Source organism: Pseudomonas sp. PD9R, from assembly GCF_019200975.1.
In the GTDB taxonomy this organism is placed as follows: Bacteria; Pseudomonadota; Gammaproteobacteria; order Pseudomonadales; family Pseudomonadaceae; genus Aquipseudomonas.
Genome location: NZ_JAHTMR010000002.1, coordinates 568807 through 589549, shown reverse-complemented (window position 1 = coordinate 589549; position 20743 = coordinate 568807). Strand labels below are relative to the sequence as shown.

General features: G+C 58.6%; 20 protein-coding genes. 10 read left to right on the top strand and 10 right to left on the bottom strand.

Translation table 11 applies throughout. The features are described from left to right. Positions 1 to 151: 151 nt before the first annotated feature. Genes KUF73_RS07210 through KUF73_RS07200 form a run of 3 tightly spaced genes read right to left on the bottom strand, consistent with a single transcriptional unit; the run spans position 152 to position 3391 of the window. Positions 152 to 1156: a 4-hydroxythreonine-4-phosphate dehydrogenase PdxA gene (locus KUF73_RS07210; protein ID WP_218437349.1), complete on the bottom strand. Its 1005-nt coding sequence runs from the start codon at positions 1154 to 1156 to the stop codon at positions 152 to 154. Further along, entirely contained in the window at positions 1153 to 2109 is a 957-nt protein-coding gene (locus KUF73_RS07205) for an amidohydrolase (RefSeq protein ID WP_218437348.1), read from the bottom strand. The genes KUF73_RS07210 and KUF73_RS07205 overlap by 4 nt, the downstream gene beginning before the upstream one ends. Then, complete coding sequence (locus KUF73_RS07200) at positions 2102 to 3391, bottom strand: MFS transporter (RefSeq protein ID WP_256345468.1); 1290 nt, start codon at positions 3389 to 3391, stop codon at positions 2102 to 2104. Before KUF73_RS07200 ends, KUF73_RS07205 begins: the two co-directional genes overlap by 8 nt. Before the next feature lie 495 nt (positions 3392 to 3886). Here KUF73_RS07200 and KUF73_RS07195 point away from each other — a divergent pair, with 495 nt between their 5' ends. The 4 genes from KUF73_RS07195 to KUF73_RS07180 all read left to right on the top strand — a co-directional run bounded on the left by KUF73_RS07195 (position 3887) and on the right by KUF73_RS07180 (position 8023). Next, positions 3887 to 4900, top strand: a complete 1014-nt coding sequence (locus KUF73_RS07195; RefSeq protein WP_218437346.1) for a tripartite tricarboxylate transporter substrate binding protein — start codon at positions 3887 to 3889, stop codon at positions 4898 to 4900. Positions 4901 to 4952: 52 nt separating this feature from the next. Then, positions 4953 to 5486 (top strand): tripartite tricarboxylate transporter TctB family protein, encoded by a 534-nt coding sequence (locus KUF73_RS07190; protein ID WP_218437345.1) that lies wholly within the window; start codon positions 4953 to 4955, stop codon positions 5484 to 5486. Beyond that, positions 5483 to 7012: a tripartite tricarboxylate transporter permease gene (locus tag KUF73_RS07185; protein WP_218437344.1), complete on the top strand. Its 1530-nt coding sequence runs from the start codon at positions 5483 to 5485 to the stop codon at positions 7010 to 7012. The genes KUF73_RS07190 and KUF73_RS07185 overlap by 4 nt, the downstream gene beginning before the upstream one ends. Positions 7013 to 7081: 69 nt before the next feature. Continuing rightward, on the top strand, positions 7082 to 8023 hold the full coding sequence (locus KUF73_RS07180) for a LysR family transcriptional regulator (RefSeq protein WP_218437343.1): 942 nt from the start codon (positions 7082 to 7084) through the stop codon (positions 8021 to 8023). 116 nt (positions 8024 to 8139) lie between these two features. On the opposite strand, the gene KUF73_RS07175 is transcribed toward KUF73_RS07180, so the two are convergent. Next, positions 8140 to 9003, bottom strand: coding sequence for a DMT family transporter (locus KUF73_RS07175; RefSeq protein WP_218437342.1), 864 nt, complete (start codon positions 9001 to 9003; stop codon positions 8140 to 8142). 688 nt (positions 9004 to 9691) lie between these two features. On the opposite strand from KUF73_RS07175, the gene KUF73_RS31630 reads away from it, so the two are divergent. Continuing rightward, on the top strand, positions 9692 to 10000 hold the full coding sequence (locus KUF73_RS31630; protein ID WP_371135417.1) for a hypothetical protein: 309 nt from the start codon (positions 9692 to 9694) through the stop codon (positions 9998 to 10000). Beyond that, complete coding sequence (locus KUF73_RS07165; protein WP_218437448.1) at positions 9997 to 10212, top strand: hypothetical protein; 216 nt, start codon at positions 9997 to 9999, stop codon at positions 10210 to 10212. The genes KUF73_RS31630 and KUF73_RS07165 overlap by 4 nt, the downstream gene beginning before the upstream one ends. A 39-nt stretch (positions 10213 to 10251) precedes the next feature. On the opposite strand, the gene KUF73_RS07160 is transcribed toward KUF73_RS07165, so the two are convergent. Further along, positions 10252 to 11190 (bottom strand): aspartyl/asparaginyl beta-hydroxylase domain-containing protein, encoded by a 939-nt coding sequence (locus KUF73_RS07160; RefSeq protein WP_218437341.1) that lies wholly within the window; start codon positions 11188 to 11190, stop codon positions 10252 to 10254. Between the two features lie 236 nt (positions 11191 to 11426). Next, positions 11427 to 12401, bottom strand: coding sequence for a cysteine synthase A (cysK, locus tag KUF73_RS07155; protein ID WP_218437340.1), 975 nt, complete (start codon positions 12399 to 12401; stop codon positions 11427 to 11429). 128 nt (positions 12402 to 12529) lie between these two features. Between cysK and KUF73_RS07150 the strand changes: the two genes are divergently transcribed. The 3 genes from KUF73_RS07150 to KUF73_RS07140 all read left to right on the top strand — a co-directional run bounded on the left by KUF73_RS07150 (position 12530) and on the right by KUF73_RS07140 (position 15788). Then, positions 12530 to 13606, top strand: coding sequence for a DUF748 domain-containing protein (locus tag KUF73_RS07150; protein ID WP_218437339.1), 1077 nt, complete (start codon positions 12530 to 12532; stop codon positions 13604 to 13606). Positions 13607 to 13751: 145 nt separating this feature from the next. Beyond that, positions 13752 to 14597 (top strand): MoxR family ATPase, encoded by an 846-nt coding sequence (locus KUF73_RS07145; protein WP_201119159.1) that lies wholly within the window; start codon positions 13752 to 13754, stop codon positions 14595 to 14597. 12 nt (positions 14598 to 14609) lie between these two features. Beyond that, positions 14610 to 15788, top strand: a complete 1179-nt coding sequence (locus tag KUF73_RS07140) for a VWA domain-containing protein (protein WP_218437338.1) — start codon at positions 14610 to 14612, stop codon at positions 15786 to 15788. An 87-nt stretch (positions 15789 to 15875) separates the two neighbouring features. On the opposite strand, the gene KUF73_RS07135 is transcribed toward KUF73_RS07140, so the two are convergent. The 4 genes from KUF73_RS07135 to KUF73_RS07120 all read right to left on the bottom strand — a co-directional run bounded on the left by KUF73_RS07135 (position 15876) and on the right by KUF73_RS07120 (position 19606). Next, on the bottom strand, positions 15876 to 16796 hold the full coding sequence (locus tag KUF73_RS07135) for a biotin-dependent carboxyltransferase family protein (RefSeq protein WP_218437337.1): 921 nt from the start codon (positions 16794 to 16796) through the stop codon (positions 15876 to 15878). Continuing rightward, positions 16793 to 17497 (bottom strand): allophanate hydrolase subunit 1, encoded by a 705-nt coding sequence (locus KUF73_RS07130; protein WP_218437336.1) that lies wholly within the window; start codon positions 17495 to 17497, stop codon positions 16793 to 16795. Before KUF73_RS07130 ends, KUF73_RS07135 begins: the two co-directional genes overlap by 4 nt. Then, positions 17494 to 18246 carry a 5-oxoprolinase subunit PxpA gene (locus KUF73_RS07125; RefSeq protein ID WP_218437335.1) on the bottom strand — a complete coding sequence of 251 codons (753 nt, stop codon included), beginning with the start codon at positions 18244 to 18246 and terminating at the stop codon, positions 17494 to 17496. Before KUF73_RS07125 ends, KUF73_RS07130 begins: the two co-directional genes overlap by 4 nt. Positions 18247 to 18319: 73 nt before the next feature. Continuing rightward, positions 18320 to 19606 (bottom strand): MFS transporter, encoded by a 1287-nt coding sequence (locus tag KUF73_RS07120; protein ID WP_256345449.1) that lies wholly within the window; start codon positions 19604 to 19606, stop codon positions 18320 to 18322. 160 nt (positions 19607 to 19766) lie between these two features. Between KUF73_RS07120 and KUF73_RS07115 the strand changes: the two genes are divergently transcribed. Beyond that, positions 19767 to 20681 (top strand): LysR family transcriptional regulator, encoded by a 915-nt coding sequence (locus tag KUF73_RS07115; protein ID WP_218437334.1) that lies wholly within the window; start codon positions 19767 to 19769, stop codon positions 20679 to 20681. The last annotated feature ends 62 nt before the right edge of the window (positions 20682 to 20743 follow it).

Below are 20743 nucleotides of genomic sequence, written 5' to 3'. Positions count from 1 at the left end.
AAAGCGCTCATCCGCTAGATCGGGTTATCAGACACAGCACAAAAAATCGTAGGAGCGAGCCTGCTCGCGATAGCGGCCTGACAGTCACTGCTGAGGTGTCTGTACTGCCGTTATCGCGAGCAGGCTCGCTCCCACAGGGAATTGTGTGGAATCAGTAGTTGTTGCCGCCCATCCTGCAAGCAATCTCGAATGCCTGACGGGTTGCGCCGACGTTGGCTTTGCCCTGCCCCGCGATATCGAACGCGGTACCGTGGGCCGGTGTGGTGATCGGGATCGGCAAGCCACCCTGCACCGTGACGCCACGGGAGAAGCCCATCAACTTGATCGCGATCTGACCCTGGTCGTGATACATCGTGACGACCGCGTCAAAGGCACTGGCATCGCCCTGGACCTTGAGGAAAATCGTGTCCCCCGGGTACGGCCCTTCGGCCGCAATCCCCAGCGCCTGCGCCGAGCGAACGGCCGGGCCGATGATGTCCAGTTCTTCGCGGCCAAACGAGCCGTTGTCACCGTTGTGCGGGTTCAAGCCACAAACGCCGATACGCGGTTTCTCCAGGCCGTTGCGCTTGAGTGCGGTGTCGATCAGTTGGATCGCTTCCACTACTCGCGCTTGCGTCAACAGGCCGGGCACTTCGGATAACGCTACGTGGGAGGTCACCCGCGACGTCCAGAGATTGTCGAGCACGTTGAACTCGCAGAACGGCCCGTGGAAATCCAGCAACTCGGCGAACCAGTGCAACTCATCGTTGTGCGCCATGCCGGCCATGTGCAGCGACGTCTTGTTCAACGGGCCAAACAATATGGCGTCAGTGGTGCCGGCCTCGGTCAGGCGCAGAGCTATTTCCAAAGTGTCGAGGCTATAGCGACCGCCGATGACGCTGGCTTCGCTGCGGGGAAATTCCCCAAGGGTTTCGCCACGAAAATCGTAGAACAGCGGCGTGTCATCAACGAACGACAGTTGCTCCAGCGACTCCACGCGGCGATAGGGAAATTCGACGCCGGCGATGCGCATGCCGCGCCGCATTTCCGCCTCGTCGGCAATCAGAATCACCTGAGCCTTGCTGCGCACTTCGGGCACGGCGAGCAAGCGTGCGATCAGCTCCGGGCCGATGCCTGCCGGGTCACCCAGGACCATGGCGATAGTGGTTTTTTTCATGCTTCACTCCTCAAGGGTTCAGGCCACGCCCGGTCAATGGCGCAATGCTCGCAGCGATAAACCCGCTGCGCGTTGCTATAGAACAGTCGCTCCTGATCGGCCACGGGCAGATCGGCGACGATGGATTTGAAACCGCTGTAGATGTCATCGAATGAACCGCACAAGCTGTCCACCGGAAAGTTGCTGGCGAACATCGCACGGTCGGCACCGAACATCGCGATCACTTCGCGCACGATCCAGGCGTTGTCCTTGGCGCGCCAGCGTTGGCCGCCCTGCCCCAGCCCGGAAATCTTCACCTGCACGTTCGGCCATTGGGCCAGTCGCGCCATGGCCAGCCGCCAACCGGCCAGGCCTTCGGCGCTGCGGTCGTTGGGTAATCCGGCGTGGTTGAGAATCAGGGTGATGCCGGGAAAATCCCGAGCCAGCCGTTCGGCCTCGTGCAGGTTCCACCACGGCGTCTGCAAATCGAAATGCAGGCCCAGGCCTTCGAGCGCGGCGTAGCTGCGACGCCAGTGTTCGTCGCTCATCAGGCTGCGCTGATGCCCGACCTGCGCAGGCACCGTTGGCCCACCGGGTTTGTGCCGCACGCTGCGCACGCACTTGAATGTCGCCTGTTCGGTCAACACGTCGATGGCATCCGGATGGTCGAGCCAGGCTTGCGCAACGATCGCGTTCGGCACGCCATAGCGAGCAGCCAGTTGCTCGATGAAACGGGTTTCGCCAATCGGGTCCTGCGGGTTCCACTCGGTCTCGACGTACACCGTTTGCACCACCCGATGATCACCGGCATCGGCGAAGTAATCCTCGGGAAAATAGCGGCGCTTGATCGCACTGTAATCGCCGTACCGAAACGGGATATTGGCCTCGGGTGCGAGCCATGGGTGATCGTTGATGGTCGGGTCCCAGAAGTGATGATGGGCATCGATAATCGGGCCGTCCCATAATTTAGCCATGACGCACCTCGTCGAGACTGATGAACAACGTTGCCAGCACAAACACTGCCGAACACGCCGCGAAGAAACCGAGCACAGGAGCGAAGCCACCGGCCATTTGCAAAATCACCCCCACCAGAATCGGCACCGCTATACCACCGGTACTGCCGGCCATGTTCATTACGCCGCCAATCAAGCCAACCCGCGCCGGCGCTGCCAGCAGCGCCGGGAAGCTCCAGTAGAGGCTCCCCCACATCAAGAAAAACGCGGTCATGGCCAACAGCGCCACGGCCGCAAAAGGATTGCTCAGGGTCGGCAACAACAGGAACGCACCAAGGGCTACCAGACCGGAAAACGCCAGCAGGCTCTTGACCGCCACCCCACGACTGACGCCTTTACGGATCAGGCCGTCGCAGAGGAAACCACCGGTCAATGACCCCAACGCGCCACAGATGAAAATCACGAAGGTCGCTGCGCCGATGCCCTTGATGTCAAAGCCTCGGGCCTGGGCCAGATAACTCGGCCCCCAGGTCAACAGACCGAAATACACCATCGCCCAACTGGCCCGCCCGATCAGCAAACCGCTTAGAGAACGGGCGGCAATGCCCAGGCCTTTGACCGGCGCACGGGCGGCTTCAGCGGCTGGAGTGGCGCGACCGGCATTGATTTTCTCAAGCTCCAGATCATTGACCTGCGGATGACTGGCCGGATCATCGCGCAAGTAGCGCCGCGCCATCCACGCCAGGACCAGAGTTGCAACACCAGCAATCACGAACGCCAGTCGCCAGGAGTCCAGCGAGGCGATCAGATAAGCAATGATCAAACCACCCAACGCCACACCCAGCGGGCTGCCGCTGTCCATCAACACCGCACCGCGACTGCGTTCGCTGGGCGCCAGCCAAAGTGAAATCAATTTGCCGCCGGATGGGAACAACGGTGCTTCCGACGCTCCCAGCGCCACCCGCGCAAACAGCAACGACAGGCCACCGCTGGCGAATGCCGCCAACACCTGGAACGTGCCCCACAACCCGGTGGACCAACTGATGACCCGATGCGGACCGAAGCGGTCGATCATCCAGCCGCCAGGAATCTGCAACAACGCGTAGGCCCAGAAAAAGCTGCTGAGGATGAGCCCCTGCATGCTCGGCGACAGGGAGAATTCGTGGGCAATGGTCGGCATAGCAATCGACAGCGACACCCGATCGATCAGGTTGACCATGGTCAGCGCAAAGATGATCGCGAAGATCCGCCAGCGCACATTGCTGGCCTTGATGATGCTGTCTTGCGGTATCGCCGCGGCCATCGGTTGCGAATCTGCGCCGGGCAGATGCAGGGAAGCACTGGGACGAGCCATGGTGCGTACCTCGATTTTTTATTTTTGTGGATGCAACATCACCGCGTTTGTCACGGCGTTGGCGAGCACTATCGAAGGCTCGGCGATAACCGTCTAATCAAAACTTGAAATCAGGCGATAGCCTCGGGTTATGTCATGCCCTGCTTTCAACGACCTTTCAACGCATCTTTCCTGTAGGAGCGAGCCTGCTCGCGATGGTCGTTAACGATGTCGTTGGTTTTCTGGCTAAACGCCGTGCTCTGGAGTCCATCGTCGGATCGCCGCCCGGAGCAAGCTCGCTCCTACATAAATGCTGCTTCGTTTGCCGAGCTATAACCCCAGGCTATCGGTGTATGTATTGTTTTGACTAGACGCGGCGACGGCGGTTTCCCACACTCAGGCCAGGCTTGCAGCTTTACCGCTCAGACAAGCCACTCATAACAACTACAAAAACGAGGCCCTTCCATGCGAAATGCATTCGTCCGTCGCACCTCCCGCCTGTTTCTTGGTTGCACGCTGATCGCCGCTGGCGCCCTTCCCGCCCTCGCTCACGCCTGGCAACCGGACAAGAACGTCGAAATCGTCGTCGCTGGCGGCCCCGGTGGCGGCACCGACCAGCTCGGCCGCCTGATCCAATCGATCATCACCACGCACAAATTCCTCGACGTTAATACCATCGTCCTCAACAAGGGCGGCGGCAATGGCGCCGAAGCCTTTCTCGACATGAAAATGAACAAGGGCGATGCCGAAAAACTGGTAATCGGCACCAACAACATCTACCTGCTGCCGCTGGTGTCCAAGCTCGGTTATCAATGGCAGGAACTGACGCCGATTGCCGCCGTGGCCGAGGACGATTTCATCCTCTGGAGCTACAAAGACGCACCGTGGAAGGACGCCAAAGGTTTCTACGAAGCGGTCAAGGCCGATCCGTCGAACCTGCGCATGGGCGGCAGCCAATCCAAAGATGTTGACCAGACCCTGACGCTGCTGCTGAACCAGACCAACAACAGCAAACTGGTGTACATCCCGTTCAAGAGCGGCAGCGAAGCCGCGACTCAACTGGCCGGCAAACACATCGCCGCCAACGTCAACAACCCCAGTGAAAGCATCAGCCAATGGCGCGGCGATCAGGTCGAACCGCTCTGTGTGTTCAGTAAGGAACGCATGAGCTATACCGAGAAAGTCGCCGGCGATAAATCCTGGGCTGACGTTCCAACCTGTCACGAACAGGGCTTGGGCATTGATCAGTACCGCTTCCCGCGCACCGTGTTCATGCCCGGCGACATCTCCGCCGAACAGCGCGCGTTCTACGTCGAGCTGATGCGCAAAGTCACCCAGACCGATGAGTTCAAGGCCTACGTCAAGCAGAACGCGCTGGTGCCGACCTTCCTCGAAGGCGAGCCGCTGACCGCCTACATCGAAAAAGACACCGCCCGTGTTACGCCGGTGTTCAAAGAAGCCGGCTGGCTGAAAAACTGAGTCGTCACGGCCGTTCGCCTGCGAGCGGCCGTCACCTGTTGGAGGTGTTTTCATGTCTCATTCTTCGGATTCACCGGCGCTGGTCGGCACCCATTGGGTCGAACTCGGCCTGGCGGTGTTCACCGCACTGATCGGCGCGGTGGTGATGTTCGGCAGCAGCGAACAAGGTATCGGCTGGGGCGATGCCGGGCCCGAGCCGGGCTACTTCCCCTTCTACATCGGCTTGCTGTTGAGCACCGCGAGTGTGGCCAACGGCGTATTGACCGTGATCCGCTGGCAAGCCCTGAGCGTTGCATTCGTCAGTCGCAGTGCGTTCAAGCAAGTGCTATCGGTATTCGTGCCCATCGCGCTGTTCGTCGGCGCCATGCCATTGACCGGCATCTATGTGTCTTCCGCCTGCTTCATCGCCTGGTTCATGTGGCGCGACAAGGTCCGCGCCAAGCCTTACGGCAAATGGATGATTGGTAGCGTGTCGCTTGGTGCGGTGCTCGCCAGTTACTTGATTTTTGCATTGTGGTTCAAGGTGCCGCTGGATGCCGGCCCTATGGGTGACTGGATTGCCCTGGCCGGGAGACATTTCAAATGAGCGAGTTCGATTCCCTGCTGCAAGGCATGAACCTGATCCTGACCCCGGGCCACATCGGCTTGATGGTGATCGGCGTTCTGCTGGGCATTCTGGTCGGCGTATTGCCCGGCCTCGGCGCCCCCAATGGCGTGGCACTGTTGTTGCCGCTGACGTTCACCATGTCGCCGGTGTCGGCGATCATTTTGTTGTCGTGCATGTATTGGGGCGCGCTGTTCGGCGGCTCGATCACTTCGATTCTATTCAACATACCCGGCGAGCCCTCATCGGTCGCGACCACCTTCGACGGCTACCCGATGGCCCGTGAAGGTCGCGCCGCCGAAGCACTGACCGCCGCCTTCAGTTCGGCGCTGATTGGCGCGTTGTGCGGCGTGTTGCTGCTGACGTTTCTGTCGACAAAAATTGCCGCGTTCGCCATGTCATTCAGTTCGCCGGAATTCTTCGCGGTGTATCTATTGGCGTTCTGCACCTTCATCGGCATGAGCAAGAACCCTCCGCTGAAAACCGTGGTGGCGATGATGATCGGCTTCGCCATGGCGGCGGTCGGCATGGACACCGTGTCTGGCAATCTGCGTCTGACATTTGATCAGCCGATCCTGATGACCGGCATCAGTTTCGAAGTGGCGGTGATCGGTCTGTTTGGCATCGGCGAAATCCTCTGCACCGTGGAGGAAGGCCTGGTGTTCCGTGGCGAGCATGCGCGCATCACGCCGATGGTGATCCTGCGTACCTGGGCCAAGTTGCCGCGTTACTGGTGGACCATCGTGCGCAGCACCCTGGTCGGTTGCTGGATGGGCATCACGCCTGGCGGCCCGACCGCCGCATCGTTCATGAGCTACAGCCTGGCGCGGCGTTTTTCGAAGAACCGCGACAACTTTGGCAAAGGTGAAATCGAAGGCGTGATCGCCCCGGAAACCGCCGATCACGCGGCCGGCACCAGCGCCTTGCTGCCGATGCTGACGCTGGGTATTCCGGGTTCAGCCACTGCGGCGGTGATGCTCGGCGGCCTGATGATCTGGGGTCTGCACCCTGGCCCGACGCTGTTCGTCGAACAGCATGACTTTGTCTGGGGCCTGATCGCGAGCATGTACCTGGGCAACGTGGTGAGCCTGATCGTGGTGTTGGCCACCGTGCCGCTGTTCGCCTCGATCCTGCGCATACCGTTCTCGATCATTGCGCCGATTATCATCATGGTCTGCGCCATCGGTGCGTACTCGGTGCACAACTCGTTCTTCGATGTGGTGCTGATGCTGGGCTTCGGTGCGCTGGGGTATCTGTTCAAGAAACTCGGCTACCCGATTGCACCGCTGGTGTTGGCCGCCGTGCTGGGGGACAAGGCTGAAGATGCGTTCCGCCAGTCGATGCTGTTTTCCGATGGGCACTTGGGCATCTTCTGGTCCAACCCATTGGTGGGGAGCCTGACCACGGCGGCGCTGTTGATGCTGTTCTGGCCGTTGATTTCCAAAGCGCTGGGCGCGCTGACAGGCCTGCGCAAACCTCACGCTGCCAAGCCAAAATCGGTGCTGTGACACAGCAATGCTGGCAACGCCTGACATTTGTTGTCAGGCTTGCCGCAGACTTTCTTGCGAGCACGGCCCATGACCCGAATTCCTGCTGCCAATGTGATCCACAGTCGACTGCGTCTGCGCCAACTGCGGTTGATGCTGGCGTTGCAGGAGTTTGGCTCGCTTCGCCGCGCCGCCGATCACATCGGCATGACTCAGCCCGCAGCGACCAAGATGCTGCACGAAGCCGAGGACTTGCTCGGCGTCGAACTCTTCGAACGTCTGCCTCGGGGCATGCGCTCTACCCCGTTCGGGGAAACCGTCATTTACTACGCACGCATGGTCTTCGCCGAACTCAGCGGCATGCGCGAGGAGCTGGTGGCGCTGGAATCCGGCAACCTTGGCCGGGTGGCGGTCGGCGCGATTCCGGCGCTGGCCTCGGGTTTATTGACCCGTACCATCGCGACCTTGAAACAAAGTCATCCACGTTTGTCCATGAGCATCCAGGTCGACACCAGCGATGTGCTGGTGCAGGCGCTGTTGCAGGATCAACTGGATATCGTTTTGGGGCGGATTCCCGCCGGCGCGCGGGCTGAAGAATTGCTTTTCGACAGCCTCGGTGAGGAAGCGTTGTGCGTGATTGCCAGCGCGCAAAATCCTCTGGCGCAGGAGAAACAACTGGGTTGGGCCGAACTGCAGCACATGACGTGGGTGCTGCAACAGCATCCAAGCCCGATGCGCGCGATCATCAATCAGGTGTTCCACAACGCGCGGGTCGACATTCCGAGCAGCATCGTCGAAACCACTTCGATCATGACCTTGCTCTCATTGATACAGCAGACGGACATGCTCGGTGTCACGCCGGTGTCGGTGGTCGAGGATTATCCCGGTCGTGATCTGCTGGCGGTGCTGCCGATCAAGTTTGAAGCGCGGCTGCCACCGTATGGATTGATTACCCGGCGTCACCGCATTCAATCGTCAGCCATGCAGGCGTTCATGAACTCGGTGCGGGCCGAGCACGCTTTGACCAAATGACAGGCTGGGCAAGATCAAAAGATCGCAGCCTGCGGCCGCGCCTACAGGGTGTATTCGATTCCCATGTAGGCGCTGCCGCAGGCTGCAATCTTTTGCTTGTGATTTCCTTGCCCGGCCTACGCGGTTTTACGGAACACAAACACCAGGCCGACGATGATCATCAGCATGCCAAACATGCTTAACATCGCCAGCCGGTTGCCGAAAAACACATAGTCCATTACCGCCGTCACCGCCGGCACCAGGTAAAACAGACTGGTGACATTCACCAGATTGCCCCGGGCGATCAGGCGGTACAGCAACAACGTCGCCATTACCGACACCACCAGCCCCATCCACAACACCGGCACGATGAAGCCCGTGCTGTGTTCGAAGTGAAACGGCTGGAACGGCACAAAAATCCCGCAGAGCAACAACCCGGCAAGGTACTGCACCGGCAACGTGCCAAGGGGATTGTCGGTGATGCGCTTCTGCATGATCGAGCCGAACGTCATGCTCGCCAGCGCCAGCAAACCGAAGAGCATGCCGGCCAAGGACATGCCGGCCAGGCCGATACCCTGGTAGACCACCATGATCAAACCCGCCAGCCCCAGCGACAGACCGAACATCCGGCTCCATGAACGCTGACGTTCCATCAACACCACGGTGAGAATCGGTTGCACGCCCATGATGGTCGCCATCACCCCCGGCGTGACCTTCAGGTCCAGGGCCAGCAGATAGAAAATCTGATAAGCCCCCAGCAACACCACCCCGGTGGCCATCGCATACAGCATCGGCTTGCCGCCCTTGGGTAACTTCAATTTCAGCAACGGCACCAGCAGAATCAGCCCGCATAAGGCGATCGCAAAGCGAAACAGTAAGAAGGCAAAGGGCGACGCATGGGCCAGCCCCCATTTGGAGAAAATCGCCCCGCTGCTCCACAGCAGAACGAACAGGCTCGTGGAAGCGGCCGCGAGCGCGGATTTTTTCGAAAGGACAAACATGAATACCACCTGTAGTCAGGCAATTAGCCAACTCAGCCGAAGCTGAAATTCAGTAGTTGTGTTCAGGCGGGCATCGGGAACAGCAGAGAAACGCTGATCAGCCCGTAAGGCCAACACCCGGCGGCGAAACCACCGCGCACACTGGCGTGCGACTGACAGGAGGGGGGTAATGACTGATCTGCACAGGCTGCTGATTCCCGCACGGCACAACGTCAGCGTTGACCGCTGAAACGACTACCGCGTTGATGAGGGATGCAGGCATTGGGCTGATCTTTTCTTGAGGGATAAAAAGGCGAGCTCTGGTACTCACTGTGCGCCGACTATAACCAGCGCGTGACACGGATTGCAATGACTTGGTCAAAGGGCCAGCAGCGACAGTCTCGGCGCCGATGCCTAGGCTTGGGAGTGACTGCAACGCCCGCTGAAGGGGACATGGAAAGCGAGAGATCGTATGCCAAGGGAAAGGACGTAGCTTCGGTATCAATTGTATAAATCACAGGCCAGAAAGCTTGCTGGCGTTAAAACAACCCAATTGCAGCAGGCACTGGAGCTAATCAGCCCTACAGAAGTCGATTTATCGAAAGTGCGATTTGAAGCGATAAACGCACAGGCGTTGGATGCCTGGGAGCTTTGGGAGGATCCACACTTCGTTTGGACTGAAGTGATCGGGTGGAAAGCGAGGTAACCCTTGGCTCTGGACCAGGCCATCTGGTTCGATGAAGAACTGTGTGGATTATGCTTTGCAAATCCAAACAACACTCGGAGTCGAATCCGCATCGTGCGATTGGAGGGGCGCCCCGGAAAGGCCCATTCTCTGAAAAAGCGTATTGCGCCACTGTCCATATTGGTCATTGAACAGTACGCGCGAATCATCGGCAGCAGGTTGATGGAAATTCAGGAACCGATGGAAGGCGCAATCCCGGTTTATAAAAACCTCGGCCTCTATTTCGATGTTAAACGCCGTTTTGTCAAATCAGTGGAGAGCCTAGCATCGTGAAAACTGTTCATTTAATGACCGATCATGGAGGAAATATGCGCAAGGTGATTAAAAAAACTTCCTCAGTAAAACGTTCACCCACAGCAAAACGTCAGAGCGTTGTAACAGAGCTGACAGCCAGTGAGCGGCGTATCCTGCAATTCGCGGCGATGGGCATGGAAGACGAACCGGATGGCGTTCTTGCAGGCGCAAATTTTAAATTTTCCTCATAAAAAAACCGCTCTCCAGGAGCGGTTTTTTTATGCAGACGATCAACCAAACAACCAGTACCCCAACAACGTCAGCACCATCACCGCCAGTATCGGCCGCAACACGCGGTACGCCTTGGGATGGCTGCGCTTCCACTTTTTGACCACGCCGCTGACTTTATCGCTGGAGTTCTTGCTCCAGGCATAGGCCTGGTTGATGCCGCCAACGCGTTCGTCGTCGAGATTCTGCGGCGCAGTAGCACGGCCCAGCAGACCGCTGATCCAGCGGTTGATGCGCGTCATCAAGCGATTGCTCAGTGGCCGCTCAATGTCGCAGAACAGGATGACCCGGGTCTGGTCGGTTTCGTTCTTGACCCAGTGCACATAGGTTTCGTCGAACATCACGTCTTCACCGTCGCGCCAGGCATAAACCTGACCGTCGACAAAGATTCGGCAATCATCGGAGTTCGGTGTCGACAAGCCGAGGTGATAGCGCAGTGAACCGGCGAACGGATCACGGTGCGGGTTGAGGTGGCTGCCGCCGGGCAACAGCGCAAACATGGCGCCTTTGACATTGGGAATACTGCTGACCAGTTCCACGGTTTTCGGGCAAAGGAGTTCGGCCGATGGCAAAGGCTTGTCGTACCACTTGAGGTAAAAACGCTTCCAGCCTTTTTTGAAGAACGAGCCAAAACCGGCGTCATTGTTCTTTTCAGCAGCGCGGATATAACCCTCGTCGAACAGATGCATCGCTTCGTCGCGAATGACTTCCCAGTTGTCCTTGAGCACGTCGAGTTCAGGAAACTTGCTGCGATCCAGGTAAGGCTTCGAAGGCACGCCAGAGAACGCGTACATCAAGGCGTTATAAGGTGCAAACAGTGCCGAGTGATTAACGAATTGACGAAGAACCGGCAAACGCGCTTTGCCACGCAAATGCACATAGAGGGTACTGCCGAGAAACAGCAGTAACAGCGACGCCTTCGCGGCAAAGGAAAAGGTCATCAACAACTCCTTGGTAATAAACACTCTGCACAACGCCATTTACCCGACGTGGCTGTCGGCATGATAAACACTACCGACCTCGGGAAAAACCCGCCCGATTCAACATTCAGTGTTAACGATTGCGCAATAAAGATCTTCTTAACACAGGTCTCCTGAACGTCCGCTGATCTGAATCACACTTTTTGAGTTGGATTCTCAGCGCGGTGGCGCCAATGCAGGCGCCACCATGCCAATCGTTACTGCTGGTTTTCCTGATCGGTGAACAGATCACTGAACAGCATGCTCGACAGGTAACGTTCTCCGGAGTCGGGCAGGATCACCACGATAGTCTTGCCCTGCATTTCCGGGGTTTCAGCCAACCGCACCGCCACCGCCATTGCCGCACCGCAGGAAATGCCGCACAAAATCCCTTCTTCCTGCATCAAACGCAGGGCCATGGCCTTGGACTCTTCATCGCTGACCAACTCCACACGATCAACCATCGACAAATCCAGGTTCTTTGGTACAAAACCGGCACCGATGCCCTGGATCTTGTGCGGACTCGGTTTGATCTCTTCACCGGCCAACGCCTGGGTGATCACTGGCGACACTGCGGGTTCCACTGCCACCGAGATGATCGGTTTGCCCTGGGTATTCTTGATATACCGCGAAACGCCGGTGATCGTTCCACCTGTTCCGACCCCTGCCACCAGTACATCGACAGCGCCGTCGGTGTCATTCCAGATTTCCGGACCGGTGGTTTTTTCGTGGATTGCCGGGTTGGCGGGGTTATCGAACTGCGCCGGCATGAAATATTTGGCTGGATCGCTGGCAACGATTGCGCCGGCCTTCTCGATCGCGCCTTTCATACCCTTGGCTGGCTCGGTCAACACCAGCTCGGCACCCAGCGCCTTGAGCACCTTACGGCGTTCAATACTCATGGACGCCGGCATGGTCAGCATCAATTTATAGCCCCGAGCGGCGGCTACGAAGGCCAGGCCGATGCCGGTGTTGCCGGAGGTCGGCTCGACAATGGTCATGCCAGGCTTGAGTTTGCCGTTGCTTTCGGCGTCCCAGATCATGTTCGCGCCGATGCGGCATTTGACCGAATATCCGGGGTTGCGCCCTTCGATCTTGGCCAGGATGGTCACACCGCGAGGGGCGATACGGTTGATCTGCACCAGCGGTGTATTGCCGATGGAATGGGCGTTGTCAGCGAAAATGCGGCTCATGACTGGGTCCTTACTACAGCATTTAATAAGCGCACAAAGGTATGCCTGTTGCCCGTGGGCGTCCAGTCAGGTCGAACGTCCTGTGACCCGCGCAGTCAATGGCTTTAGATCGCCAGAGATTTGCCATCATGAAACGTCGATACCGCTGGCCCCTGTGGACCCTCGCCGGCCTCGTTGTGTTGCTGGTTGCCCTGCGCGTCGCCCTGCCCTACCTGATGCGCGACTACCTCAATGACAAGTTGGCGGACATGGGCGATTACCGTGGTCAAATCACCGATGTTGACGTGGCCCTGTGGCGCGGGGCCTACAAAATCAATGGCCTGAAAATCGTCAAGGTCGAGGGCAAGGTGCCGGTGCCGTTCGTTAACGCACCGTTCATCGACCTCTCCGTCAGTTGGCATTCCCTCTGGTACGACCATGCGGTGGTGGCCGAGGTACGGTTCGTCAACCCCGAGGTGAACTTCGTCGACGGCGGTGCCAACAAGCAGAACTCCCAGACTGGTCGGGGCACCGACTGGCGCGCCCAACTGGGTAAATTGTTGCCCATCACCCTGAACGAAGTGCGGATCGAAGATGGCAAGATCAGCTTTCGCAACTTCAACTCCAAGCCGCCCGTGAACATGAACGCCACAAAGGTCGAAGCCAGCATTTACAACTTGACCAACGTGGTTGACACCCAGGGCAAGCGCGACGCCCGATTCGAAGGCAAGGCTTTGCTGCTGGGGCATGCGCCGCTGGAAACCACAGCGACTTTCGATCCACTGAGCAATTTCGAAGACTTCGAGTTTCGCCTGCGGGCCAAGGATATCGAACTCAAACGCATGAACGACTTCGCCTCGGCCTACGGCAAATTCGACTTCAATGCCGGTCATGGCGATGTGGTAATCGAAGCTCAGGCCAAAAAAGCCAAATTGACGGGGTACATCAAACCGCTGCTCATTGACGTCGACGTGTTCAATTGGCAGCAGGACGTGGAAAACAAGGACAAAGGGATTTTCCGCTCCATTTGGGAGGCCATCGTCGGCGGCTCCGAAACCGTGCTGAAAAATCAGGGCAAGAACCAGTTTGCAACCCGCGTCGAACTGAGCGGCAACGTTCATCGGCAAGATATCAGCGCGTTCCAGGCGTTTTTGCAGATTTTACGCAATGGTTTCATTCAGGCCTTCAATGCCCGTTATGAACGACCCAAGCCAGAGGCGGGTTAAGTCATCAAGTGACGCCCCATTCAGAGACTGAATAAGCCGTCTGCGTTCACAGTCGACCGGGCACCGCGTTATAGTCGGGGCTGACCATTTTATTGCGCCCCGCCCTGCTTTGTTCAGGTCGGCGTTATCGTTCGAGGATTAGCAGATGAAGTTCGAAGGCACCCAGGCCTATGTCGCCACCGATGACCTGAAGCTGGCGATCAACGCCGCTATCACCCTGGAGCGGCCACTGCTGGTCAAGGGCGAACCAGGCACCGGCAAGACCATGCTCGCCGAGCAACTGGCCGAATCCTTTGGCGCCAAGCTGATTACCTGGCACATCAAATCCACCACCAAGGCCCATCAAGGCCTTTACGAGTACGATGCGGTCAGCCGCCTGCGTGATTCGCAGTTGGGCACGGAAAAGGTCCACGACGTTCGCAACTACCTGAAAAAGGGCAAGCTCTGGGAAGCCTTCGAGTCCGAAGAGCGGGTAATTTTGCTGATCGACGAAATCGACAAGGCCGACATCGAGTTCCCGAACGACCTGTTGCAAGAACTCGACAAGATGGAGTTCTACGTTTACGAGATCGACGAGACGATCAAGGCCAAGAAGCGCCCGATCATCATCATTACCTCCAACAACGAGAAAGAGCTGCCGGACGCCTTCCTGCGCCGTTGCTTCTTCCACTACATCGCCTTCCCGGACCGCGTCACGATGCAGCGTATCGTTGATGTGCACTACCCGAACATCAAGAAAGACCTGGTCAGCGAAGCGCTGGACGTGTTCTTCGACGTGCGCAAGGTGCCGGGCCTGAAGAAAAAACCATCGACCTCCGAACTGGTGGACTGGCTGAAACTGTTGATGGCCGACAACATCGGCGAAGCGGTGCTGCGCGAACGCGATCCGACCAAGGCCATCCCGCCGCTGGCCGGTGCCTTGGTGAAGAACGAACAGGACGTGCAATTGCTTGAGCGCCTGGCGTTCATGAGCCGTCGCGGCACCCGCTAAGAGGCTGATGCCATGCTGCTCAACCTGTTCAATGAAATGCGCGCAGCCAAAGTACCGGTCTCGGTGCGCGAGCTACTGGACCTGATCAACGCGCTGAAACAGCGCGTGACCTTCGCCGACATGGACGAGTTTTATTACTTGTCCCGGGCGATCCTGGTGAAGGACGAAAAGCATTTCGACAAGTTCGACCGGGCCTTCGGCGCCTATTTCAATGGCCTGGAAAAACTCGACGATCACTTGCAGGCCTTGATTCCCGAAGACTGGCTGCGCAAGGAGTTCGAACGTTCCTTGACCGATGAAGAGCGCGCGGCGATCCAGTCCCTCGGCGGGCTGGACAAGCTGATCGAAGAGTTCAAGAAACGCCTGGAAGAACAGAAGGAACGCCATGCCGGGGGCAACAAGTGGATCGGCACCGGCGGCACCAGTCCGTTCGGTTCCGGAGGCTTCAACCCGGAAGGCATTCGGGTTGGCGATGCCGGCAAGCGCCAGGGCAAAGCGGTCAAAGTCTGGGACCAGCGCGAGTACAAAAACCTCGATGATTCGGTGGAACTGGGCACGCGCAATATCAAGGTGGCTTTGCGCCGCCTGCGCAAGTTTGCCCGTCAGGGTGCGGCCGAAGAGTTGGATATCGACGGCACTATCGATCACACCGCGAAAGACGCCGGGCTGCTGAATATCCAGATGCGGCCGGAGCGGCGCAACACCGTCAAGTTGTTGCTGCTGTTCGACATCGGCGGGTCGATGGACGCCCACGTGAAGATCTGCGAAGAACTGTTCTCGGCCTGCAAGACCGAGTTCAAGCATTTGGAGTATTTCTATTTCCACAACTTCATTTATGAATCGGTGTGGAAGAACAACATGCGCCGCACTTCCGAGCGCACCTCGACCCAGGATTTGCTGCACAAGTACGGCGCCGACTACAAAGTGATTTTCATCGGTGACGCCGCCATGGCGCCCTACGAAATCACCCAGGCCGGCGGCAGCGTCGAGCACTGGAACGAAGAAGCTGGCTACTTGTGGATGCAGCGCTTCAAGGAGAAGTACAAGAAACTTATCTGGATCAATCCGTACCCGAAAGACACTTGGGGCTATACCTCATCGACCAACATTGTTCGGGACTTGATCGATGACCAGATGTATCCGCTGACGTTGCGGGGGTTGGAGGAAGGGATGCGGTTTCTTTCCAAATAACCGCGTGACGGCCTGAAAGATCGCAGCCTGCGGCAGCGCCTACATAGCTCAGTGTAGGAGCCGCCGCAGGCTGCGATCTTTTGATCTTCACCTGAATCGCCGCAAATACTCGACCTGCTCCCGGTGCGCCACCTCCTGCACCACTGGCCGCAACCGCACCTGCGTCCCCGGCAGGCATTGCGCCAATCGGGCCAGCGCCAATGGCGTCAACGCCCCCAATCTTGGATAGCCGCCAATGGTCTGCCGATCGTTGAGCAACACTATCGGCTGCCCGTCCGGCGGCACCTGGACTGCGCCCAGCGGGATACCTTCGGAAATCATCGGCTTGCCCTGGTATTGCAACGGCGTGCCCAACAGGCGAATGCCCATCCGGTCCGCTCGGCTATCAAGGCTCCACACGCTGTTAAACGCGTCGAACAGACTCTGACCACTGAACTCACCAATCTGCGCACCCAGCACCACATCCAGCGCAGACCCGACGGTGAAATCCGGCACCTGCTCAGCCGACAACGCCCGCAGCAATACCAGCGAATCCCCTAAGTAGCTCAATGACGCGCCTTTGGTCAGCGCACGGCCCATGCCATCGAGACCGCCGAGTTCTTCACGCACCACCGTCGCGCTACTGCCCAACACCTTCGGAGCCTCAAACCCGCCCGGTGCGGCCAGATAGGCTCGGGCACCCTGCAAGGGCTGGGTGAATTGCAAACGCTGTCCTTTGTGCAACCTGAAACTGCGCCAAGGTGCCAATGCCTCACCGTCCACTTGCGCGCCCAGATCCGCGCCAGCCAACGCCAGCACGCAATCGTCTTCAGCGACCACAGTGAACCCGCCGAGGGTAATCTCGATCACGGGAACATCCAGCCCGTTCCCCAGAAGCCAGTTGGCCCAGGACATCGAACGCCAGTCCAGTCCGCCGCCCTGGGTCACGCCCAGATGCCGCACGCCAAAACGGCCGGCGTCCTGCAACAGGCACAGCGGCGTACTCGCTTCAATCGTCAGACGGCTCATGCCAGTGCCTCCAGCGGCGTGTCGTCACCGCCCAGGTTAATGAACTCGGCATGGCCGACCGATTCGAAGCGCACGGTATCGCCGGGCTGCATCAGGCTGTAGCCGTCGCGATTACGGTCGAACAATTTGGCCGGGGTGCGTCCGATCAGGTTCCAGCCCCCCGGCGATACCACCGGATACGCGGCCGTCTGCCGCTCGGCGATGCCGACGCTGCCCGCCGCGACTTTCTTGCGCGGCGTGTTCAGACGCGGCGCCGCCAGCACTTCTTCCACCAACCCCATGAACGCGAAGCCCGGTGCAAAACCCAGTGCGAACACCTGATACTCACGCTCGCTGTGCCGGCGGATTACCTCTTCCACCGCCAGCCCGCTGCGCTGTGACAACAGCCTCAACTCCGGGCCGACACTCAAGTCGTACCAGACCGGCAACACATGACAGGTTCCGCGGGCGTGCGCGTTGGGCGACAGGTCGATCAGCGCCTGGGCAATCAACTCCCGAGCCTGGGCCGGGCTCAACGCAATCAGGTCGTAATGCACCATCAACGTCGTATAGGACGGCACCAGATCAATCAAATGCCCGGCAAACGCAGCACGCAGACTTTCGCTGGCAGCGAGCATCCACGGCATGTTGGCCTCGGCGATTTCATCGAACAGACGCACCATCAGGCAATCGAGCGCGACCACTTCCACCCGCAGTTTCATGACGCGTTCTGCTGGTTCAAGGCCTCGCGAATACGTCGCACGGCAGCCACTGAACTGGCGTTGTCGCCATGCACGCAAAGGGTATTGGCCTGCAGGTGCAACGCGCTGCCATCACTCGCGGTGAGATGTTCGCCACGGGCAATGGTCAGCGCCTGCTGGATGATTTTCTCCGGATCGTGATGCACCGCCCCAGGCAGTTGTCGCGAGACCAACATGCCGGCGCTGTCATATGCGCGATCAGCGAAGGCTTCGAACCACAGCGTCACGCCGTATTCATCGCCCAACTGCTGCGCGGCGCTGTTGTCGCGGGTAGCCATCAACATCAGTGGCAAGCTGCGGTCGTAGGACGCCACGGCCTGGAGCACAGCGCGAAGTTGCGCCGGATTGGCCATCATGTCGTTGTACATCGCACCGTGAGGTTTGACGTAACTGACGCCGCCACCCTGGGCGCGGCAGATGCCGTCGAGGGCACCGATCTGGTAATGCAGAATGTCTTGAAGTTCCTGAGCGCTGTAGGCCATGGAACGCCGGCCGAATCCCACCAGATCCTGATAGGCCGGATGCGCACCAATCTGCACGCCATGGCTGAGGGCCAGGCTGACAGTCTTGCGCATGATGCTCGGGTCGCCGGCGTGGAAGCCGCAGGCGATGTTGGCGCAATCGATGACGGGCATGACCTCGGCGTCCAGCCCCATGGTCCAGTTACCAAAACTCTCGCCGATGTCGCAGTTCAATAGCAGGCGGCTCACGGTGAACACTCCTGTAGGTTTTATTCTTTTTTGCTGCGGGACACGTCTGTAGGACGTGCCCGCAGATTATCAGTTACTGGGCGTCGAGTTGCTTGCCGCGGGTTTCCGGCAAGCTCAGGGCCGCAAGGATCACCACGCCGTAGGAAACCGCCGCAAAGGCACCGATTCCCACGCTCAGAGGTACCGTCTGGCTGAGCAGCCCAATCAGCAGCGGGAACAACGCCGCCAGCGCCCGGCCGATGTTGTAGCAAAAACCCTGGCCCGAACCGCGAATTCGTGTAGGAAACAACTCGGTCAAGAATGCGCCCATGCCGCTGAAGATTCCCGAAGCGAAGAAGCCCAGCGGGAAGCCCAGCCAGAGCATCACGCCGTTGCTGACCGGCAGTTGGGTGTACAACAAGACGATCGTGAACGAGCCGACCGCGAACAGGATGAAGTTCTTTTTGCGTCCGAGGATGTCGGTCAAGTAGGCACTGATGACGTAGCCGACGTAGGACCCGATGATCACCATCGCCAGATAACCACCCGTGCCGAGTACGCTCAAACCGCGTTCGTTCTTCAGAAAAGTCGGCAGCCAGGAAGTGATCGCGTAATAACCGCCCAGTGCACCAGTGGTCAGCAGCGAAGCACGAATGGTGGTGAAGAGCATGCCGGGGGCGAAGATCTCGTAGAACTTCGACGGGTTGCTTGGTTCCTGACTGGCTTTGGCTTGGCGGTAAATTTCAGGGTCTTTGACCAGTCGACGGACGAAGATCACGAAAATCGCCGGAACGATGCCGAGGATGAACAGGGCGCGCCAGGCATCTTCTGGCGGCAGTACCGAGAACAGCAGCGCATACAGAATCGCCGTCAGCCCCCAACCCAGCGCCCAGCCGGATTGCACCATGCCCACCGCTTTGCCACGGTCCTGGGCACGAATGACTTCGCCGATCAGCACTGCGCCCGCCGTCCATTCACCACCGAAACCAAAGCCCATCAGGGTGCGGGCGATCAGCAGTTGCTCGTAGCTCTGGGCGAAACCGCAAAGGAAGGTGAAGAAGGCAAACCACAACACGGTCAGTTGCAAGGTGCGTACGCGGCCGATGCGGTCGGAGAGAATCCCCGCCACCCAGCCACCGATGGCGGAAGCGATCAGCGTGCTGGTATGAATCAGTCCCGCCTGCCCGGTGGTGATGCCCCACATGGCAATCAGGGTCGGCACCACGAAGCTGAGCATCTGAGTGTCCATGCCGTCCAGGCCATAGCCGATCTTGCAGCTCCAGAAGGTGCGGCGCTCTTGTTGATTGATGTTGTGGTACCAGTCGAAAGGTCCCGGGCGAGCGGTTACTTTCGGGATGGCGCTGGTGTCGGGCGCACTCATGGCAAATCTCCGCACTGATTTTATTGGTATTGTTCTGAGCCCCGACGACGCCTATCGTGGGAACCGGATGGCCTGATTTTTGGGTGCCCGGCCTTGCCGCGTCCAACGAATAAAAACCCGCCCTAGACATAAGAAAAATTTATCCCCCCGAGCCGACCCCATGAACCTGAAGTTTCTCGAGACCTTCGTCTGGGTCGCCCGACTCAAGAGTTTCCGTCTCACTGCCGACAAGCTTTTCACCACCCAGGCATCGATTTCCAGCCGCATCGCGGTGCTCGAAAGCGAGCTTGGGGTGAAGCTGTTTTTGCGTGATTCACGGGGTGTGAGCCTGACGCCAGAAGGTTTGAAAGTGCTCGATTACGCCGAGCAGATGCTGGACACCATGCAAGCGCTCAAACAGTCGATCGAAACCCGGTCGAGCAAGACCGGGCGCGTGCGCATCGGTGTGATGGACACGGTGATCCACACCTGGCTCAGCCCATTGGTGGCGCAGATGACTGATCACTACCCTTTGGTGGAAATCGAGCTGGTAGCCGATACTTCGCTCAACCTCTGCGATCAGCTGCAAAAAGGCTTTCTCGATGTAATCCTGCAAACCGACCTGGTGCGCCAGGAAAGCGTGCGCAGCCTCGAATTGGCCAGCCATCCGATGGGCTGGATCGTCGCCAGCAATTCGCTCTACAACCGTGAGTATTCAGGCATCGCCGATCTGGCGAATGAGCGGATCATTACCTACTCGAAAAACTCCCATCCGCATCAGGAAGTGCTCGCGCTGATGCAGGCCAACGGCGTCATGGCGCCACGATTGAACTGCGTGAATTCAGTGTCGGCGATTACTCGATTGCTGCGCGATGGTTTCGGCATTGGCGCGTTGCCACCGGTACTCGTAGCGGAAGAACTAACACGTGGGGAGCTGACTTTGCTGGCTATTGACCAGCGCCCGCCGGATTTGCAGGTAGTGGTGTCTTGGCGGGTTGGCGTGGAGTGGGTCGAAGAGATTGTGGCGTTATGTCAGCAGGTGCTGGAGGGGTATGCGCGCAGGGTGGGTGAGAGTTATATCGTTTTGAATCGCTGAAAATCAACAGATCGCCGCCCGCAGTAGCGTTCCATGTAGGAGCTGCCGCAGGCTGCGATCTT

Coding starts and splice junctions, on each gene's coding strand:
- KUF73_RS07210 (WP_218437349.1), bottom strand. CDS start 1,156: ATGAAAAAAACCACTATCGCCATGGTCCTGGGTGACCCGGCAGGCATC.
- KUF73_RS07205 (WP_218437348.1), bottom strand. CDS start 2,109: ATGGCTAAATTATGGGACGGCCCGATTATCGATGCCCATCATCACTTC.
- KUF73_RS07200 (WP_256345468.1), bottom strand. CDS start 3,391: ATGGCCGCGGCGATACCGCAAGACAGCATCATCAAGGCCAGCAATGTG.
- KUF73_RS07195 (WP_218437346.1), top strand. CDS start 3,887: ATGCGAAATGCATTCGTCCGTCGCACCTCCCGCCTGTTTCTTGGTTGC.
- KUF73_RS07190 (WP_218437345.1), top strand. CDS start 4,953: ATGTCTCATTCTTCGGATTCACCGGCGCTGGTCGGCACCCATTGGGTC.
- KUF73_RS07185 (WP_218437344.1), top strand. CDS start 5,483: ATGAGCGAGTTCGATTCCCTGCTGCAAGGCATGAACCTGATCCTGACC.
- KUF73_RS07180 (WP_218437343.1), top strand. CDS start 7,082: ATGACCCGAATTCCTGCTGCCAATGTGATCCACAGTCGACTGCGTCTG.
- KUF73_RS07175 (WP_218437342.1), bottom strand. CDS start 9,003: ATGTTTGTCCTTTCGAAAAAATCCGCGCTCGCGGCCGCTTCCACGAGC.
- KUF73_RS07160 (WP_218437341.1), bottom strand. CDS start 11,190: ATGACCTTTTCCTTTGCCGCGAAGGCGTCGCTGTTACTGCTGTTTCTC.
- cysK (WP_218437340.1), bottom strand. CDS start 12,401: ATGAGCCGCATTTTCGCTGACAACGCCCATTCCATCGGCAATACACCG.
- KUF73_RS07150 (WP_218437339.1), top strand. CDS start 12,530: ATGAAACGTCGATACCGCTGGCCCCTGTGGACCCTCGCCGGCCTCGTT.
- KUF73_RS07145 (WP_201119159.1), top strand. CDS start 13,752: ATGAAGTTCGAAGGCACCCAGGCCTATGTCGCCACCGATGACCTGAAG.
- KUF73_RS07140 (WP_218437338.1), top strand. CDS start 14,610: ATGCTGCTCAACCTGTTCAATGAAATGCGCGCAGCCAAAGTACCGGTC.
- KUF73_RS07135 (WP_218437337.1), bottom strand. CDS start 16,796: ATGAGCCGTCTGACGATTGAAGCGAGTACGCCGCTGTGCCTGTTGCAG.
- KUF73_RS07130 (WP_218437336.1), bottom strand. CDS start 17,497: ATGAAACTGCGGGTGGAAGTGGTCGCGCTCGATTGCCTGATGGTGCGT.
- KUF73_RS07120 (WP_256345449.1), bottom strand. CDS start 19,606: ATGAGTGCGCCCGACACCAGCGCCATCCCGAAAGTAACCGCTCGCCCG.
- KUF73_RS07115 (WP_218437334.1), top strand. CDS start 19,767: ATGAACCTGAAGTTTCTCGAGACCTTCGTCTGGGTCGCCCGACTCAAG.